Genomic DNA, 18,072 nt, shown 5'->3' with positions numbered 1-18,072 from the left:
TGAGGAATTTCCCGTGTTTGAAAGCCTGTTGAAGGACAAGGCCAATATAACGCTTGCCAGCGTGCCGGACGGTGCCGAGAGCTATGCGCTGGCGAAAGTGCTGCAGGAACATGCGGCCGGCGGCCTTGAGCTGGTGTTCATCGCGCGTGACGCAACGCGCATGCAGATGGTCACGGAGGCACTGGCCTTTTTCGCGCCGGATGTCGAAGTTCTTCAACTGCCCGCATGGGATTGTTTGCCCTACGATCGGGTTTCCCCAAATCCGGCGATCAGTGCCAGAAGACTTCTGGCTCTTGGCCAGCTGGCACACGGGATTTCCAAAGACCGTAAGGTCGTGTTGATGACCACCGTCAATGCAGCCGTTCAGAAGCTGCCCGAGCGCACCTGGATGAGCGAGCAAACGTTTGGTCTTGCGCCTGGCAACCGGGGCGATATGGCAGCGATAGCCAAATGGCTGGATATCAACGGATTTTCGCGCACGCCGACAGTCCGGGAGACCGGCGAGTTCGCCGTGCGCGGCGGGATCGTCGATCTGTTCGCACCCGGCGCGGAAGAGCCCGTCCGGCTTGATTTTTTCGGCGATACCCTGGAATCGATCCGGTCGTTCGATCCGGAGACTCAGCGGACGTCGAAACAGCTCAAACGGCTAGACCTGTTGCCGATGAGTGAAGTGGTCTTGACAGAAGAGGCCATTTCGAGGTTTCGCAAGGCGTATCTGTCGTCGTTTGGGGCGGCAAGCCGGGAAGACGTGCTTTACCAGTCGATTAGTGACGGCCGCCGGTATGCGGGTATGGAACACTGGTTGCCACTGTTCCACGAGCGGCTGGAAACAATCTTTGACTATATCGGGCACACGCCGGTTGTCCTGGATGCGATGGCGGCAGATGCCGTACGCGAGCGGCTGGACCAGGTCGCAGAACATTATGAGGCGCGCAGAGAGGCTCGTGAAGCGGGCACAAGTGCCGGGACCGTGCCCTACATGCCGGTGGAGCCGGGCGCGCTTTATTTTGACAAGGACGGTTGGACGTCGACGCTGGCCGACAGCGCCACTGGCGCGCTTGATCCGTTCACGCCGCCACCGGGTCAGGGAAAGACCGTCGTCTCCATAGATGGCAGGCAAGGGCGGAGTTTTGCCGCCGAACGGGCAGCGGGCGACGTCAACATCTTCGACGCGTTGACGGGACATGTTCGCGATCTTCAAAAAGACGGCAAACGTGCGGTTATCGCCTGCTGGTCGGACGGTTCGCGCGACCGGCTTGGGCAGATCCTGAAAGATCATGGACTGGGCACGGCGCAGGATGTTGCCACGTTCGAAGAGGCGATGAAGCTTCCGCCGAAGACCGCAGCCTTGTGTGTGCTTGGCATTGAGCAAGGGTTTGAGCTGGCTGATGTTGCGATCATTGGCGAACAGGATGTTCTGGGCGATCGCTTGGTGCGGAAAACCCGGCGCAAGTCAAAAGGCGCCAACGTCATTACCGAGGCAACCGGTTTGTCCGAGGGCGATCTGGTGGTTCATGTCGAACACGGGATCGGGCGCTTTATCGGCCTGAAAACCGTAGAAGCCATCGGGGCACCCCATGATTGCCTGGAATTGCAATATGCAGGCGGCGACAAGCTCTATCTTCCGGTTGAGAACATCGAGCTTTTGTCACGCTACGGGTCCGAGGACCAGGAAGCCCAGCTTGACAAACTTGGAGGCGGCGCGTGGCAGGCTCGTAAGGCCAAGCTCAAAAAGCGCATTCTTGAAATCGCTGACGGGCTCATCAAGACGGCAGCGTCCCGTGCGTTGAAGACGGCGCCAGTGGTCGAAACCCCAGACGGCGTTTACGACGAGTTCGCCACGCGGTTCCCTTATGAAGAAACCGATGACCAGTTGAATGCCATCGACGCGGTGTTCGAGGATCTGGCCGCCGGTCGCCCGATGGACCGGCTGGTGTGCGGTGATGTTGGTTTTGGAAAGACCGAGGTGGCCCTGCGCGCCGCTTTCGTGGCGGCCATGTCCGGCCGGCAGGTCGCCGTCGTCGTCCCCACCACGTTGCTGGCGCGTCAGCACTACCGCACATTTGCAGAAAGGTTTCACGGGCTGCCGATCAATGTCGCCCACGCATCCCGCCTGGTGCCAGCCCGCGAATTGACAGCTACCAAGAAGGGCCTGGCCGACGGGTCCGTCGATATTGTGATCGGTACTCATGCCCTGCTTGGCAAAGGTGTGACCTTCCGGGATCTGGGACTGTTGATCATTGACGAAGAGCAGCATTTCGGCGTGAAGCACAAGGAACGCCTGAAAGAGCTGAAAACCGATGTTCACGTGTTGACCCTATCCGCAACGCCGATCCCGCGCACGTTGCAGCTCGCCCTGACGGGTGTGCGCGAGCTTTCGCTGATCGCGACACCGCCGGTCGACAGGCTCGCCGTGCGCACATTTGTGTCGCCATTCGATCCGCTCGTCGTTCGCGAAGCATTGTTGCGCGAGCACTACCGCGGGGGGCAGAGCTTTTATGTATGCCCGCGCCTGGCCGATCTTGCAGATCAACAGCAATTTCTGGCCGAGAGCGTTCCCGAGCTCAAAGTTGCGGTCGCACACGGCCAGATGCCGCCGAGCGAGCTGGAAGACGTGATGAACGCCTTCTACGAGAGCAAATACAACGTGCTTCTGTCCACCACGATCGTGGAGTCCGGTCTGGATATTCCAACAGCAAATACGCTGATCGTGCACCGGGCCGACATGTTCGGCCTGGCGCAGCTTTATCAGTTGCGCGGGCGTGTCGGACGATCGAAAACCCGGGCTTATGCGCTGTTCACAGTGCCGGCCAACAAGAAACTGACCGCCACCGCAGAGCGCCGCCTCAAGGTGTTGCAGTCGCTTGAAACCCTCGGCGCCGGGTTTCAACTGGCGAGCCACGATCTGGACATCCGCGGTGCGGGCAATTTGCTTGGTGAGGAGCAATCCGGGCACGTAAAGGAAGTCGGCTTCGAACTCTATCAGCAGATGCTGGAGGAGGCCGTTGCCCAGCTAAAGGATGGCGGGACGGATATCGGGGAAGAACAGTGGTCGCCGCAGATCAACATCGGCACCCCGGTCTTGATCCCGGAGGACTATGTCCCGGATCTGCAGTTGCGTCTCAATCTCTACCGGCGCTTGGGGGATCTGACCGAAGCCGCGGATATCGATGCGTTTGGTGCGGAGATGATCGACCGGTTCGGCCCGCTTCCTGAAGAAGTTCAGCATCTGTTGAAGATTGTTTTCATCAAGGGGCTGTGCCGCAAGGCAAACATCGAGAAGGTGGATGCCGGGCCCAAAGGGATTGTCATCACTTTCCGGAATAGCGAATTCGCAAATCCCGCCGGGCTGGTCAGCTACATCGCGGAACAGGGTGTCTTGGCAAAGATCCGTCCGGACCAGAAGGTGGTGTTCACAAGGGATTGGGAACAAACCGAAACGCGTCTCAAGGGGGCGGCAACTGTCCTTACGAAATTGTCCCGCCTCGCGGCGGCGGCATAGCTTGCGAGGCGAGGCGGATGAACGGCTGCGCGCGCTCTTCTTCGGCGATTTTATGAGGATTTGCCACATTTGCGAAAGGACTTGTTAAGTCTGATTGAGTCATCTTGATCAGACTCAAGGCCCATTTGTATCTGCGTCAAGGTCTCGTCCGTGCCCGCTACTACCCGTCAACGTAAGCAGTCTTTTCTCCGTCGGCTTGTCATTCCTTTTGCTGCCTGCGGTGCGCTTGTTTATTTTGGTTTTCACGCGCTCAACGGCGAGTTGGGGCTGGTTGGCCGGGCCCGCATTGAGCGAGAAGTTACTGAGCTTCAGGCGAAACTGGATGTGTTGACCCGCCAGCGCGAAGAGCTTGTCGCGCGTGTAAGTCTGCTCCGTCCGGAAAGTCTCGACCCTGACATGGTTGACGAACGCGCCCGTCTCAATCTTAATCTGATGCACGCGGATGAGCTTGTCATTCTCCGTCCAGGGCACTCTTACCAGTAAATAAACCGGAATACGGTTGATAGACGGCTATTAATCGACTTTCGGTTAATCTTAAAAAGCGAAAATAAATCAGAAACTTGAACTAGGTGAGCCGGCGAACGCTGGCACTTGGATTGACAAGAGGAGCCGTTTAACCTCCGCTTGGCTCTCCATGGGGAAACGTCACGTTGAGATGAGGGATATGGCAGCAAGCAGTAAGACTTCCGCCGGCACGCGCACAAAAAGCGCCTCCAGCCGGTCCCGCAGCGCCGCGAGAAACGCAGCGCCCGCGATCATCGAGTTCGACAAGGACCAGGAACTTCACGCCTACCGGGAGATGCTGCTGATCCGGCGTTTCGAGGAAAAGGCCGGCCAGCTATACGGTATGGGCCTGATCGGAGGATTCTGCCACCTTTATATTGGCCAGGAAGCCGTTGTGATCGGCATGCAGATGGCCAAGGTCGACGGCGACCAAATGATCACAGCTTACCGGGATCATGGGCACATGCTGGCCATGGGGCTGGACCCCAAGGGTGTGATGGCTGAACTGACCGGACGCCGCGGCGGCTTGTCCAAAGGCAAGGGCGGCTCGATGCACATGTTCTCCAAGGAAAAAGACTTCTACGGCGGACACGGCATTGTCGGCGCGCAGGTGTCTCTTGGTACCGGGCTCGGGTTTGCAAATAAATACCGCGAAAACGGTAATGTCTCGATGACCTTCTTCGGGGACGGTGCGTCCAACCAGGGTCAGGTTTATGAGAGCTTCAATATGGCCGAGCTTTGGAAGCTACCGGTCATCTATGTCATTGAGAACAACAAGTACGGAATGGGAACGAGCGTAGAGCGGTCATCCTCCATGACCGATTTGTCCCAGCGCGGTGCGTCGTTCGGAATACCGGGCGAAAAGGTCGACGGCATGGATGTGCGTGCCGTTATGGCGGCCTCGCAAAAGGCGCTTGAATGGTGCCGGGAGGGCAAGGGGCCCTACATCCTCGAAATGGTGACCTATCGCTACCGCGGACACTCCATGTCCGACCCTGCAAAATACCGCTCAAAAGACGAAGTGCAAAAGATGCGGACCGAACACGATCCGATCGAACAGGTCCGCAAGCGTCTGCTCGACAACAAGTGGGCAACGGAAGACGAGCTCAAGGGCATCGACAAGGATGTGCGCGCCGCCGTCGCCGAATCTGCTGAATTTGCGCAGACCGATCCGGAGCCGGATCCGTCCGAACTCTATACAGACATTTTGCTTTAAGGCGGGGGAGACATCATGCCGATTGATATTCTGATGCCGGCCCTGTCGCCGACCATGGAAGAAGGAAAGCTCGCCAAGTGGCTCAAAGCCGAAGGCGACACCGTCTCTGCGGGCGACGTGATTGCCGAAATTGAGACCGACAAGGCAACCATGGAAGTGGAAGCTGTCGATGAGGGCACGCTTGGCAAGATCCTGATTGCCGAGGGCACCGACGCGGTCAAGGTGAACGAGAAGATCGCTATTTTGCTGGGCGAAGGGGAAGATGCCAGCGCACTGGACGGTGCCTCCTCTTCGGAGCCGGCCGAGGCACCTTCTGCCCCGGCCGAGGCGAAGTCCGAACCCACTCCGGTGGCTGCAGCCCCGACACCGCAAGCGCCAGCACCCGAATCGGCCGAAGATCCGGAAGTGCCGGAAGGCACGGCAATGAAGTCGTCCACCGTACGTGAAGCCCTGCGCGATGCCATGGCCGAGGAAATGCGCCGTGACGGTGATGTGTTCGTAATGGGTGAGGAGGTTGCCGAGTACCAGGGCGCCTACAAGATCACCCAAGGACTGCTGGACGAATTCGGTGCGAAGCGGGTTGTCGACACGCCGATCACAGAACACGGTTTCGCCGGTCTCGGCGTCGGGGCCGCGATGGCGGGCTTGATGCCGATTGTCGAGTTCATGACCTTCAACTTCGCCATGCAGGCGATCGACCAGATCATCAACTCAGCAGCAAAGACTCTCTACATGTCCGGCGGCCAGATGGGCGCGCCGATCGTGTTCCGCGGGCCCAACGGCGCTGCGGCCCGCGTTGGGGCTCAGCACTCCCAGGACTATGCATCCTGGTATGCGCATGTACCGGGCCTGAAGGTCATCCAGCCTTATTCGGCTGCCGATGCAAAAGGCCTTTTGAAAGCTGCGATTCGTGATCCAAACCCGGTCATCTTCCTGGAAAACGAGATCCTTTACGGGCATTCGTTCGAAATTCCGGACATGGATGATTTCGTTTTGCCGATCGGCAAGGCCAAAATCGAACGCGCCGGCACGGATATCACATTGGTGTCCTGGGGCATCGGCATGACCTACACGCTGAAGGCAGCCGAAGAACTGGCCGGCATGGGTATTTCCGCCGAGGTGATCAATCTGCGGACCATTCGTCCGCTTGACATCGACACCGTATTGGCGTCGGTTCGCAAGACGGGCCGGGTTGTGACCATCGAGGAAGCTTTCCCGATGTGCTCGGTCTCTTCGGAAATTGCCTACCAGGTCCAGGAACAGGCCTTTGACTACCTGGATGCACCGATCCTGCGTGTCACGGGCAAGGACGTTCCGATGCCTTATGCGGCGAACCTTGAGAAGCTCGCGCTTCCCAATGTTCAGGAAGTCATCGATGCGGCCAAAGCCGTCACCTACACCAGCTAAGGGCGAGGGAAACGGTCATGCCAATCAACATCACCATGCCGGCGCTCTCTCCGACGATGGAAGAGGGCAATCTGGCCAAATGGCTTGTCAAAGAAGGCGACACGGTTTCGGCCGGTGACGTCATCGCAGAGATCGAGACCGACAAGGCGACCATGGAAGTGGAAGCTGTCGATGAGGGCAAGCTCGGAAAAATCGTCGTTCCGGAAGGCACTGAGGGCGTCAAGGTCAACGCATTGATTGCCGTTCTTCTTGAGGACGGGGAAGATGCGAGTGCCATCGATTCATCCGGCGGGTCTGCTCCGGCAGCTGCCCCCGCCGAGGCGAAATCGGACGCAGCCCCGGCAACGGACGCCGGTGCCAAGGACGTGATTCCGGTCGGCGCGGAAGCGGCGACTGATCCCATGCCGGCGCCCAAGGGCGCTGATGGCAAGCGCATTTTCTCGTCGCCACTGGCGCGCCGCCTTGCCAAGCTGAACGGTCTGGATCTCGGCCAGATTTCCGGCTCCGGCCCGCATGGGCGCATTGTCAAGAAAGACATCGAAGCGGCAATGGAGAAGGGCACCGGAAAGGCTGCGCCTGCGGCAGCTGCGCCCAGCCCTGCAGCAGCTGCTCCGTCAGCCGCCGCGCCGCGCGGACCGTCTGCCGATCAGGTGCTCAAGCTCTACGAAGAGGGGTCTTACGAACTTGTGCCGCATGACGGCATGCGCAAGACCATCGCAAAGCGCCTGACCGAGTCCAAGCAGACCATCCCGCATTTTTATGTGTCGGTGGACTGTGAACTGGATGCCCTTTTGGCCCTGAGGGCGCAGCTCAATGCGTCTGCCTCCAAGGACAAGGACGGCAACCCAGCCTACAAGCTGTCGGTCAACGACATGACCATCAAGGCGCTGGCGCTTGCCTTGCGCGATGTGCCGGATGCCAACGTGTCGTGGACAGACGACAACATGGTCAAGCACAAGCACGCCGATGTCGGTGTTGCCGTCGCCATTCCTGGCGGCCTGATCACACCGATCATCCGCCGTGCGGAAGAAAAGCCGTTGTCCGTCGTTTCCAACGAGATGAAGGATCTCGGCAAGCGTGCCAAAGACCGCAAGCTTAAGCCGGAAGAGTACCAGGGCGGCACGACAGCTGTTTCCAACATGGGCATGATGGGCGTGAAGAACTTCTCGGCGGTCGTGAACCCGCCGCATGCGACCATCTTGGCCGTTGGGGCCGGTGAAAAACGGCCGGTGGTCAAGGACGGCGAGCTGGCGGTTGCGACCGTTATGTCCGTGACACTGTCGACCGACCACCGGTGTGTGGACGGCGCGCTCGGGGCCGAGCTGCTTGCAGCATTCAAGGGCTACATCGAAAACCCGATGAGCATGCTGGTCTGAGGCATGCATCGCAAGGCGCGGCCGGACTGCCGCGCCTTTTTCGAAACAGACTTCATGCGCCGGGGAAATCGCCATGGCTGACACCAACTACGACGTGATCATCATCGGGTCCGGACCCGGCGGTTACGTCACCGCAATCCGCGCAGCCCAGTTGGGCTTGAAAACAGCAATCGTCGAACGCGAACACTTGGGCGGTATCTGCCTGAACTGGGGTTGTATCCCGACAAAAGCGCTCCTGCGGTCGGCTGAAATCATGGACCACGCCAATCATGCCAAAAGCTTCGGCCTGACGCTTGAGGGCACCATGAAAGCGGACGTCAAAGATGTCGTTGCCCGGTCCCGCGGCGTGTCCGCCCGGCTCAACGGCGGCGTCGGGTTCTTGATGAAAAAGAACAAGATTGATGTGATCTGGGGCGAAGCCAAGCTCAAAAAGCCCGGTGAGATCGTTGTCGGCAAGCCGTCCAAGCCGGCCGTCGAGCCGCAGCACCCGGTGCCAAAAGGCGTCAAAGGCGAGGGCACTTACACCGCCAAGCACATTATCGTGGCGACTGGCGCCCGCCCGCGTGCTCTGCCGGGTATCGAGCCGGACGGTAAGCTGATCTGGACCTATTTTGAGGCTATGAAACCGTCCAAGATGCCGAAATCTCTGGTGGTCATGGGATCAGGCGCGATCGGTATCGAATTCGCATCCTTCTATCGCTCCATGGGTGTGGATGTCACCGTCGTCGAGCTGATGAAAAACGTCATGCCGGTCGAAGATGAGGAAATCTCGAAATTCGCCCGCAAGGTACTGGAAAAGCGCGGTCTGAAAATCCTGACCGAAGCCAAGGTCACCAAAGTCGACAAGGCCTCCGACAGCATCACGGCCCATGTCGAGACCAAGGACGGCAAGACCACCCAGATCAAGGCTGATAACTTGATTTCTGCTGTCGGCGTCCAGGGCAACATCGAAAACCTTGGCCTGGAAGAGCTCGGTGTGAAAACCGACCGCGGCTGCATCGTCATTGACGGATACGGCAAGACCAATGTGCCTGGCATCTACGCCATTGGCGATGTCGCCGGGCCTCCGATGCTGGCCCACAAGGCGGAGCATGAGGGGGTCATCTGCATTGAAAAGATCGCAGGTGTCGAAGGCGTCCACCCGATGGACCACCGCAAGATCCCAGGCTGCACCTACTGCAATCCACAGGTCGCCTCGGTTGGCTTGAGCGAAGCCAAGGCCAAGGAACAGGGCCGGGATATTCGCGTCGGGCGCTACCAGTTCAATGCCAATGGCAAGGCAATCGCACTCGGCGAAGACAACGGCATGATCAAGGTCATCTTTGATAAGAAGACCGGTGAACTTCTTGGCGCGCATATGGTTGGTGCGGAAGTGACCGAGCTTATCCAGGGATTTGTGGTTGCCATGAACCTGGAGACGACAGAAGAAGAGCTGATGCACACAATCTTCCCGCACCCGACCCTGTCGGAAATGATGAAGGAATCTGTGCTGGATGCCTATGGGCGGGTTTTGAACGCATAAGACTGAGCAGGCTGCCGGTGCGTGGCGAAAAGTAACGCCCGGCCCGGTGGCCCCAAATCCTTCTGAAGAAAGCCGCACTGGCACGAAGCACTGCGATGCGCTAGACCGGCGGCGGCGCGGCGCCCTTGACCGGGCCGCCGGAATGCTCTGGCTGATTGACGGGGAAGGAACTTCACATGAGTGGCACGGCAATCCTTATTTGGGTCGCGATCGGCATCATCGCCGGATGGCTTGCGAGCATTATCGTCGGCGGAGGCGGCCTGGTCCGCTATCTGATAACCGGCCTGATCGGCGCATTCGTCGGCGGTTTTTTGTTTAACTTCCTCGGGATCAACCTGAATCTCGGCAATGTTTATGTGAATGAGATCGTTGTCGCTGCCATTGGCGCGATTGTCGTCGTGCTTCTCGCGCGGTTCATAAAATAACGGAAAGGCCTTTTGATGGGTTTGATCATCACAATCATCATCGGCTTGATTGCGGGCGCCGTTGCTCACCGCGTGTTGAACAGCCGGGGCGGTTTTTTGGGCAGCCTTGTGGTCGGTCTTGTCGGCGCTCTTGTCGGCGGTGAGCTTGCGTCGATGTTGAACCTCAACGTCACCGGCGGTTTCCTTGATCGGCTGATTATCGCCGTTCTCGGGGCGATCCTGTTCCTGTTCGTCTGGAAAAAGCTGTTCAAATAGAAAGGCTTGCTGGATGACTGCACCTTCAGTGACGCTCGACGATTTTCCAGTCAAGGTGAGTGAAAAACTGCGCTACCGTGATCTTGACCGTCAGGGCCACGTCAACAACGCGGTGTTTGCTACCTTTCTGGAAGCCGGCCGGATCGGCATGCTTTATGATGGCAAGGGCGCGCTGGTCGATGCCGGGGCGGCCTTTGTCATAGTCAGGCTGGAACTCGACTTTATCGCCGAGATCACTTGGCCCGGAACGGTTGATGTCGGGACGCGGGTCATGCGTGTTGGCCGCAGCTCCTTCGGCCTTGAGCAGGGCATATTCCAAGGTGAGACCCTCGCAGGTTTTGCTGTGTCGACCATCGTCCAGACCGACTTCGCGACCCGAAAGTCCAAACCCCTGTCCGAAAAGGCTGTCGATAGCCTGAACCGGATGATGGCTTTTGCGCCGGGCGCATAGCTGCTACGCCATTGGAACCTTGACCTTTCACCGGAAAAGCGACACTTAAACGGCATGGTTACGATCGTCGACACGCTCACCCGCACCGCAGATCCGCGTTCCGAAGAGGACGACGCAAAACCTGCACGTCCACGCCACCCGGAAAAGGCACACCGCCCGGACAACCCGGTCCAGCGCAAGCCGAAATGGATCCGGGTCAAGGCACCGACATCACCGGTGTATCGCGAGACGCAGGAAGTGGTGCGCCAAAACAATCTGGTGACCGTCTGCGAAGAAGCCGGCTGTCCGAATATCGGTGAATGCTGGTCGAAGAAACACGCCAGCTTCATGATCCTTGGTGACACTTGCACCCGCGCCTGCGCATTTTGCAACGTGCGCACGGGCATGCCTGGTCCGGTCGATCCAAACGAGCCGGCCGGCATCGCAGAAGCTGTCTACCGCATGGGATTGGAACATGTGGTGATCACATCCGTCGACCGTGACGATCTTGATGACGGCGGTGCGGACCACTTTGCAAATGTGATCCGCGCCATCCGCGAGAAGTCGCCGAAAACCACTGTCGAGGTTTTGACGCCGGACTTTCTGCGCAAAGAAGGTGCGCTTGATATCGTCGTCAACGCGAAGCCGGATGTATTCAACCACAATCTGGAAACCGTTCCGTCGAAGTATCTTAAAGTCCGTCCGGGAGCGCGCTACTTCCACTCGATCCGCCTGCTGCAGCAGGTGAAAGAGCAGGATCCGGAAATGTTCACCAAGTCCGGCATAATGGTCGGCCTTGGGGAAGAGCGGAATGAAGTTCTGCAGCTGATGGACGACCTCCGGTCGGCCGATGTCGATTTTCTGACCATTGGTCAGTATCTGCAGCCGTCAAAAAAACACCATCCGGTGATGTCGTTCGTCACGCCCGAGGAGTTCAAGGCTTATGAGCGCATTGCTTACGCAAAAGGCTTCTTGAAAGTTTCGGCAAGCCCGCTAACCCGGTCTTCACACCATGCGGGTGAAGATTTCGCTGATCTGCGCGCGGCCCGCAAAGCCAAGCTCGGACACTGACCGGAACCACTCGCGGCGACCAGACCTTGTAAGATATGCCAAGCTTCTCCTCCTCGCATAAGGTGAACCACAACGCGGAAGACATGTTCAACCTTGTCGCCGACGTTGAAAAGTACCCTCAATTCGTTCCCCTGTGCCAAAATCTCAATGTGCGCGGGCGCAAGGAACTGGAGGGCGGGCGAAGCATTCTGGTCGCCGATATGACCGTTGCCTACAAGCTGTTCAAGGAAACCTTCACAAGCCGAGTGGAATTGCGGCCGGAAGAGAAGGTAATCCTGGTGGAGTATCTTGACGGGCCGTTCAAGCACTTGGAAAACCGCTGGACATTCGAAGACGCCGGCGAGGACATCTGCACCGTCGGGTTCTACATCGATTATGAATTCAAGAGCCGGACACTGGGCTCCTTGATGGGCGTAATGTTTGACCGCGCGTTCCGGAAATTTTCAAGCGCGTTTGAGGCGCGGGCCGACCAGGTCTACGGCGTTTGAGGCAGCCGCTCGTCAAGCGCGTCTACTGATAATCCTTAAAAGCGTCGCGGATCGTGCGCAGTCGGTTGCGCATATCGGTCGGCGGATCTTCTTCTTCGCGGATCTCTTCCACTTCCGCTGGCGAGATCCCAAGATTTTCGGCCTTCAGCATGGCCGCTTCCGGTTCGCAGAACAGCTCGCGGCCGCGCCCGTAATTGCTTTCGATGACCAACCTCCGGCCTGCCTCGGCTTCCTGTTCCGACCAAAGGACAGTTGTTGTGCTCACGTAAAAAGCACGATCGCAGTACACTGCGCGGATGTATCCCGGTCTGGGTTGGGTCAAAAGCTGATGGATACCGTTGAAGGCGCCGTTGGTATGCTCTGAGCGCATGTAGTAGTCGCCGCGCGGAGCTGCGACCACCTGTGCATTGACTTCGGTAACGAAGCAACAGGAAAGGAAAAGGGGCAATAAGGCACGCATCGTGATCTCCACCCTTGGACCGCATCTGCCAATCCAGCCCAGACATTACCCCCTCAATCTGGCCTGGAGCTTGATTACTCTTCGTAACCTAAAATCGTTAACTTTCGTTTACTAATTGCGATATTCACATCAGTTGGCGCGATCGTGAAAAGTCGACTGTCCGCGCAGGGACCGGTCACCTTTGCGGAACGATTCGCTGACTGCTGAGAACCGATTGACTCGTTTGAGTTCTTCGCCGTTCGACCGCACGATCAAAACGGGGTCCATTGTGATGCCGAGATCTTTGAGCGTGACATACTGGGTCGGCCGATTGCAGATCGGCATCCAGCCTCGGCCCTTGTTGAATTCGACCCGAACATCGTGACGGTTGTCGATTTCCAGTTCGCTCCATGCCACGGTTTTGGGCCGGACCCAGTATTCACGGCCGCAATATGTCACCTGAACCAGTCCATCGGATTCCCGAAGGAAAATCTTATGACTTCCGAGAAAGGTGCCATTGGCGCCGCGCGAAATCATGAAAACATCGCCGGTTTCCGGCAACGCCTCGGCTTTTGCTGCTGTACAAGCAATGGCGATCATGGCCATCACTTGGAAAAATCTAAACATTTTCCACTGTGTCCACGTTATGGCGGGCGTTGGCCGCATGAATCATTCATCGCCAAGCCTTGCAGGCTCTGGTTTTAAACGCTGGGTTTCAATAAAGCCTTGGTGTAACCGAGGGCATTTGATTGCAATTTTATCGATTTGCCGTAGCGTCAGTTTTGTTCGCGTCGGTAGTCGCGCTGCTGCCGTTCAGCGCCCGGAATGTCCGGCCAATTTCACCAAATCGGCTTGCGCCTGACGATTGGTCGCCAGTGTCATAGGCTACTTCGCGGGGGTTAAGGTCTATCCCGATGTCCTTCAGCGAAACCTGACGTTCCGGATCCTCGCAGATCGGAAACCAGCCTTTGCCCTGATTATACTCAACGCGCACGTGCCAGCCGCCCTCGACCTGTATTTCGCTCCAGGCGACAGTGTAGGGCCGAACCCAGTATGTCCTGTTGCAATAGACAACTTCGTGAAGGCCCCGGGACGGACGTTTGAAGATCTTGTGGCTGCTGCGGAACATTCCGGCGTCTGTGCGTGCGATAAGGTAGAAATCGCCTACAGACGGGATTCCTGACGCGGATACACCAGAGGTCCCGGCGGCAATCAGCAGTCCTGAAACAATCAGGCTCTTCATTTTCGTCTCGAACGTCATATCGCTTTGCGCTGTCAGGTTTCACGCGGTTTCTTGCGCGGGGCTTACCAGAGGCACATTTAGGGATATAAAATCAGTCCCCCGTTATTTTATCTAATTCCTTTAGGATCATCGTAAACGCAGTGTTGATAGTCGCTGCGCGAACTCCCTGGCGATCGAGATCCGAAAATACGTAATGCGCGTGATGTGCCCTGCCGTTTTTGGCTGCCAATCCAAAATGAACAGTCCCAACAGGTTTTTCAGCACTGCCGCCGCCGGGGCCTGCAATGCCGGTCACGGCGACAGCGATATCCGCACGTGCGTTTTTCAAAGCTCCTTCCGCCATCGCCTTTGCCACAGGCGCACTCACAGCGCCGAACTCGGCCAGCAGGGGCTCAGGAACATTTAAAATCTCGTGTTTGGCCTCGTTGGAATAGGTGGTGAAGCCTCGATCCACAACGGAAGAGGAGCCGGAAATTTCAGTCAGGAGACCCGTTATCAAGCCGCCGGTGCATGATTCTGCCGTCGCCAGCATCAAGCCACGGCTGTTGCAGGCTTGAATGACGGTCTCGGCCCGGGCGAGCAGGAATTCGTATTGTTGGAGGGAAAGCGTGGTCATCTGAAGTCCGCTCCTTCAAGCCGGGGAGGGCGTGTCCGAAAAGGGGAGGCGCACCGTCGCACTCGCCATGGCCGCGATGCCTTCCGATCGCCCGGTAAACCCAAGTCGTTCGGAGGTTGTCGCCTTGACTGAGATCCGGCTCCTGTCCAGTCCGGTAATCTTTGCCATCGAGGAACGCAAGGCATCACGGTGCGGGCCGATTTTGGGTGCCTCGCACACAATCGTCACGTCGATATGGGCAATCTGCCCACCCAGCTGGCGGACGCGGCGGATTGCGTCCTTCAAAAACTGGTCTGAGGACGCACCCTTCCACTGTGGATCTGATGGCGGAAAATGCATGCCGATGTCGCCGTCGGCGATCGCACCAAGGATGGCATCAGTGACGGCATGCTGTGCGACATCGGCATCCGAATGGCCTTTCAGCCTTTTGTCGAAAGGGATTTTAACCCCGCACAACATGATACCGTCGCCCGGCTCCAGGGCGTGGACATCATAACCGGTTCCCATGCGCACATCGTCAAGTCGAGACAGCGGTGCCGGTTCGTGATCAGGTTTGCTCATCTTCATAATCCGTTCCGCGCGGTCGAGATCTTCACGGGTTGTGATCTTTATGTTTTCCGGGTCGCCGGCAGACAGTTGGACGGTCAAACCGCGCCATTCGGCAAGGCTGGTGTCATCGGTAAAGTGATGCAAGCCGTGGGAAAGCGCTTCTTCATGGGCTTCAAGAATGCTGGAAAAGCGAAACCCCTGGGGTGTCTGAGCCGCGTGAAGGCCCGTCCTGTCAACGGTTTCGAGCGGACCGCCGTGTTCGGGCCGCCGCTTCAAGGTATCGAACACCGGAACGGCAGCAAGACCGGCCTGGGCTCCGGATTGCAATGTGCCGATCAGGTCATCAATCACCTCAGAGGTGACAAGAGGGCGGGCTCCGTCATGGATCAGCACCAGGTTGGGGCGCGCAATCTCGAGAGCTTTCAAGCCGTTATGTACAGAGACTTGCCGGCTTTCGCCGCCATGGACCGGTTGCGCCAATTTCCGAGCTGGTGCTGTAAGGGCTGCGATTGCCGCTTCATAGTGCGCCAGATCATTCGGCGCGATAACAGTAGCAACGGTACCAATCCTTGGGTGACGGAGAAACGCATCCAGTGTATGGCTCAGCACCGGCCGTCCGGAGAGGAGCTGATATTGCTTCGGTGCTTCGGAGGCGGTTGCGCCAAATCGGCTGCCGCGTCCGGCCGCCACGATCAAAGCGGCAATTTGACCCGTCATGAACCCCTCATAGTTACAGGATGGCGGCAATTCTCTGCTAAGGGCGTCTTGAACCATGTTGTTGTCCGGGAAGCAAATTCCGCTTGCCGCTTTGATGTTAATGTCTATTATATGGGCAAAATATAAAGTGCACACGTTATGAGCAATAAGCCCTTGCGCGACACCACTCAAACCGCCGGTATAAAGATCGGGCCGCATAGGCTTTGCGGCCGCGCAGTCCTTGCGCCGATGTCCGGTGTCAGCGACCTGCCGTTCCGGCGCATTGCGGCCCGCTACGGAGCGGGGATGGTGGTGAGTGAAATGGTCGCCAGCGAGTCCTTTGTCAAAGGCGATGCGGAAACCCAGATGCGCACGGAAGCGCAAGAGGGGGGGCTGCATGTCGTGCAACTCGCGGGCCGGGAAGCACGCTGGATGGCTGAAGCGGCTAAAGTGATCGAAGGTCTTGGTGCGGATGTCATCGATATCAACATGGGTTGCCCCGCGAAGAAGGTGACCAGCGGCTATTCCGGATCGGCTCTGATGCGCGATCTCGATCATGCCTTGACGCTGATCGAGGCGACGGTCGGAGCTGTCGAGGTGCCGGTGACCCTCAAGATGCGGCTGGGGTGGGATGACAGCTCATTGAATGCGCCTGAATTGGCAAAACGGGCGGAGGATGCGGGCGTTCAGATGATCACCGTGCACGGGCGGACCCGGTGCCAGTTTTACAAAGGTCAGGCTGATTGGAACGCCATTAGGTCAGTGAAGGACGTTGTTTCGGTTCCTCTGATTGCCAATGGTGATTGCGTATCTTTCGAGACGGCGGATAAGGTGCTGGCGGCATCTGGCGCGGACGCTGTCATGATCGGGCGTGGCGCCTATGGAAAACCCTGGCTGCCAGGCCACATTTCCCATTATCTCGACACTGGCGATCGGTTGAAAGCGCCGCAGGGCGCTGAGTTCCGTGATCTGGTGACCGGCCACTATGAGGATATCTTGAGCCATTACGGAACCTATCTCGGGCTGCGTATTGCCCGGAAGCATCTTGGCTGGTACCTGGATGCGGCGATGCCCGCAGTGCAGCCCGACGCCGGGATCAAACGCCGAATCATGACATCGACCGAACCGTCTGAAGTCCTGTCTGCCTTGGAGATCTGCCTTGCCGAGCCCGGTGTGCGGAGCGCGGCATGACCGATACCCAGCTCGCGGCGGGCCGCGCCGAAACCCTTTCCAGCGATGGACCGGTCATTCTTGATGCCTTGCCGCATCCGGTTCTGCTTGTTGCGCCTGACGGCGTCATTGAATCGGCAAACATGGCCGCCGAGATCTTCATGCGTTCGAGCGTGGCCGTGCTCCGCCGCCATCCGATCAGCGATTTCGTTCCGTTCGGCAGTCCGTTGCTGACCCTGATCGAGCAGGTCCGGGACCGGGGCGCGGCGGTCAATGAGTACAAGGTTGACATCGGATCTCCCCGGATCGGCGCGCCCAGGGTCGTCGACATCAATGCGGCACCGGTTGCTAACCGCCCGGGAGCCGTCGTCCTGATGTTTCAGGAACGCACCATGGCGGAAAAGATCGACCGGCAACTCACATCGCGCGGTGCGGCCCGAACGGTTACCGGTCTTGCCGCGATGCTGGCCCATGAAATCAAGAATCCGCTTTCCGGAATTCGCGGCGCAGCACAACTGCTTGAGCAATCCGTTCCCGACGAAGACCGGGCACTGACCCAGCTGATCACCAATGAAACCGATCGGATTGTGAAATTGGTGGACCGTATGGAGGTGTTTTCCGACGAGCGGCCTATTGCCCGCGATCCGGTGAACATTCACGTGGTGCTTGATCACGTGAAGCGCCTTGCCGACAGCGGATTCGCGCGGGAAATCAAGATTCACGAAGAATACGACCCGTCTTTGCCGCCGGTCTACGCCAACAAGGATCAGTTGATCCAGGTGTTTCTCAATCTCATCAAGAATGCGAGCGAGGCGATCGGCGGGGCGGTGGACGGCGAGATCCGTATTTCGACCGCTTTCCGACCCGGCGTTCGGCTGTCTGTGCCAGGCACTGAAGAGCGGGTTAGTCTTCCGCTCGAGTTCTGCGTCGAAGACAACGGTCCCGGCGTTCCCGATGATCTGATCCCGCATCTCTTCGAACCTTTTATTACGACAAAGACAAACGGTTCAGGCCTGGGGCTCGCCCTGGTTGCAAAAATCATCGGCGATCATGGCGGTGTCATCGAGTGCGACAGCCAGCCGAGAAAAACCAGGTTCCGTATTTTGATGCCGGCCTTTGCCGGCTCCGACATACCAGCGCCAAATCCGCGCGAAGCCAAATAG

General features: G+C 58.2%; 18 protein-coding genes. 13 read left to right on the top strand and 5 right to left on the bottom strand.

Annotation, left to right across the window (positions count from 1 at the left end; translation table 11 throughout):
* Window positions 1-13 precede the first annotated feature (13 nt).
* From mfd to JM93_RS03045, 11 genes are all read left to right on the top strand, one after another.
* The gene (gene mfd, locus JM93_RS03095; RefSeq protein ID WP_145340578.1) at window positions 14-3,502 is read left to right on the top strand and encodes a transcription-repair coupling factor; all 3,489 of its coding nucleotides are present in this window, start codon (window positions 14-16) and stop codon (window positions 3,500-3,502) included.
* 150 nt (window positions 3,503-3,652) lie between these two features.
* A complete protein-coding gene (locus JM93_RS03090; RefSeq protein ID WP_208994887.1) occupies window positions 3,653-3,985 on the top strand; it encodes an FtsB family cell division protein in 333 nt (110 codons plus the stop codon).
* A gap of 181 nt (window positions 3,986-4,166) precedes the next feature.
* Window positions 4,167-5,222, top strand: coding sequence for a pyruvate dehydrogenase (acetyl-transferring) E1 component subunit alpha (gene pdhA, locus JM93_RS03085; RefSeq protein ID WP_145340577.1), 1,056 nt, complete (start codon window positions 4,167-4,169; stop codon window positions 5,220-5,222).
* A gap of 15 nt (window positions 5,223-5,237) precedes the next feature.
* On the top strand, window positions 5,238-6,629 hold the full coding sequence (locus JM93_RS03080) for a pyruvate dehydrogenase complex E1 component subunit beta (protein ID WP_145340576.1): 1,392 nt from the start codon (window positions 5,238-5,240) through the stop codon (window positions 6,627-6,629).
* Between the two features lie 17 nt (window positions 6,630-6,646).
* Window positions 6,647-8,005: a pyruvate dehydrogenase complex dihydrolipoamide acetyltransferase gene (locus JM93_RS03075; protein WP_145340575.1), complete on the top strand. Its 1,359-nt coding sequence runs from the start codon at window positions 6,647-6,649 to the stop codon at window positions 8,003-8,005.
* A gap of 73 nt (window positions 8,006-8,078) precedes the next feature.
* On the top strand, window positions 8,079-9,527 hold the full coding sequence (gene lpdA / locus JM93_RS03070) for a dihydrolipoyl dehydrogenase (protein WP_145340574.1): 1,449 nt from the start codon (window positions 8,079-8,081) through the stop codon (window positions 9,525-9,527).
* A gap of 176 nt (window positions 9,528-9,703) precedes the next feature.
* A complete protein-coding gene (locus tag JM93_RS03065) occupies window positions 9,704-9,952 on the top strand; it encodes a GlsB/YeaQ/YmgE family stress response membrane protein (RefSeq protein WP_145340573.1) in 249 nt (82 codons plus the stop codon).
* A gap of 15 nt (window positions 9,953-9,967) precedes the next feature.
* A complete protein-coding gene (locus tag JM93_RS03060; RefSeq protein WP_145340572.1) occupies window positions 9,968-10,207 on the top strand; it encodes a GlsB/YeaQ/YmgE family stress response membrane protein in 240 nt (79 codons plus the stop codon).
* Between the two features lie 13 nt (window positions 10,208-10,220).
* A complete protein-coding gene (locus JM93_RS03055; RefSeq protein WP_145340571.1) occupies window positions 10,221-10,658 on the top strand; it encodes an acyl-CoA thioesterase in 438 nt (145 codons plus the stop codon).
* Between the two features lie 54 nt (window positions 10,659-10,712).
* Window positions 10,713-11,708: a lipoyl synthase gene (lipA, locus tag JM93_RS03050; RefSeq protein WP_145340570.1), complete on the top strand. Its 996-nt coding sequence runs from the start codon at window positions 10,713-10,715 to the stop codon at window positions 11,706-11,708.
* Between the two features lie 35 nt (window positions 11,709-11,743).
* The gene (locus JM93_RS03045) at window positions 11,744-12,196 is read left to right on the top strand and encodes a type II toxin-antitoxin system RatA family toxin (protein ID WP_145340569.1); all 453 of its coding nucleotides are present in this window, start codon (window positions 11,744-11,746) and stop codon (window positions 12,194-12,196) included.
* A 22-nt stretch (window positions 12,197-12,218) separates the two neighbouring features.
* Here the strand turns inward: JM93_RS03045 and JM93_RS03040 are convergent, their stop codons facing one another.
* The 5 genes from JM93_RS03040 to JM93_RS03020 form a co-directional block, all read right to left on the bottom strand.
* A complete protein-coding gene (locus tag JM93_RS03040; protein WP_145340568.1) occupies window positions 12,219-12,656 on the bottom strand; it encodes a hypothetical protein in 438 nt (145 codons plus the stop codon).
* A gap of 129 nt (window positions 12,657-12,785) precedes the next feature.
* A complete protein-coding gene (locus JM93_RS03035; RefSeq protein WP_145340567.1) occupies window positions 12,786-13,262 on the bottom strand; it encodes a hypothetical protein in 477 nt (158 codons plus the stop codon).
* Window positions 13,263-13,392: 130 nt separating this feature from the next.
* Window positions 13,393-13,878 carry a hypothetical protein gene (locus tag JM93_RS03030; protein WP_155213857.1) on the bottom strand — a complete coding sequence of 162 codons (486 nt, stop codon included), beginning with the start codon at window positions 13,876-13,878 and terminating at the stop codon, window positions 13,393-13,395.
* Between the two features lie 91 nt (window positions 13,879-13,969).
* On the bottom strand, window positions 13,970-14,494 hold the full coding sequence (locus JM93_RS03025) for a CinA family protein (protein WP_145340565.1): 525 nt from the start codon (window positions 14,492-14,494) through the stop codon (window positions 13,970-13,972).
* Window positions 14,495-14,509: 15 nt separating this feature from the next.
* The gene (locus tag JM93_RS03020; RefSeq protein ID WP_145340564.1) at window positions 14,510-15,760 is read right to left on the bottom strand and encodes a bifunctional 2-C-methyl-D-erythritol 4-phosphate cytidylyltransferase/2-C-methyl-D-erythritol 2,4-cyclodiphosphate synthase; all 1,251 of its coding nucleotides are present in this window, start codon (window positions 15,758-15,760) and stop codon (window positions 14,510-14,512) included.
* 138 nt (window positions 15,761-15,898) lie between these two features.
* Between JM93_RS03020 and dusB the strand changes: the two genes are divergently transcribed.
* Both dusB and JM93_RS03010 read left to right on the top strand, forming a co-directional pair.
* Window positions 15,899-16,930, top strand: a complete 1,032-nt coding sequence (gene dusB / locus JM93_RS03015) for a tRNA dihydrouridine synthase DusB (RefSeq protein ID WP_145340563.1) — start codon at window positions 15,899-15,901, stop codon at window positions 16,928-16,930.
* The gene (locus JM93_RS03010) at window positions 16,927-18,072 is read left to right on the top strand and encodes a two-component system sensor histidine kinase NtrB (RefSeq protein WP_145340562.1); all 1,146 of its coding nucleotides are present in this window, start codon (window positions 16,927-16,929) and stop codon (window positions 18,070-18,072) included. Before dusB ends, JM93_RS03010 begins: the two co-directional genes overlap by 4 nt.

This window comes from Roseibium hamelinense, from assembly GCF_007830545.1.
Classification (GTDB): domain Bacteria; phylum Pseudomonadota; class Alphaproteobacteria; order Rhizobiales; family Stappiaceae; genus Roseibium; species Roseibium hamelinense.
The sequence above is the reverse complement of the archived record's forward strand: the minus strand, read 5'-3'. Positions and strand labels throughout refer to the sequence as shown.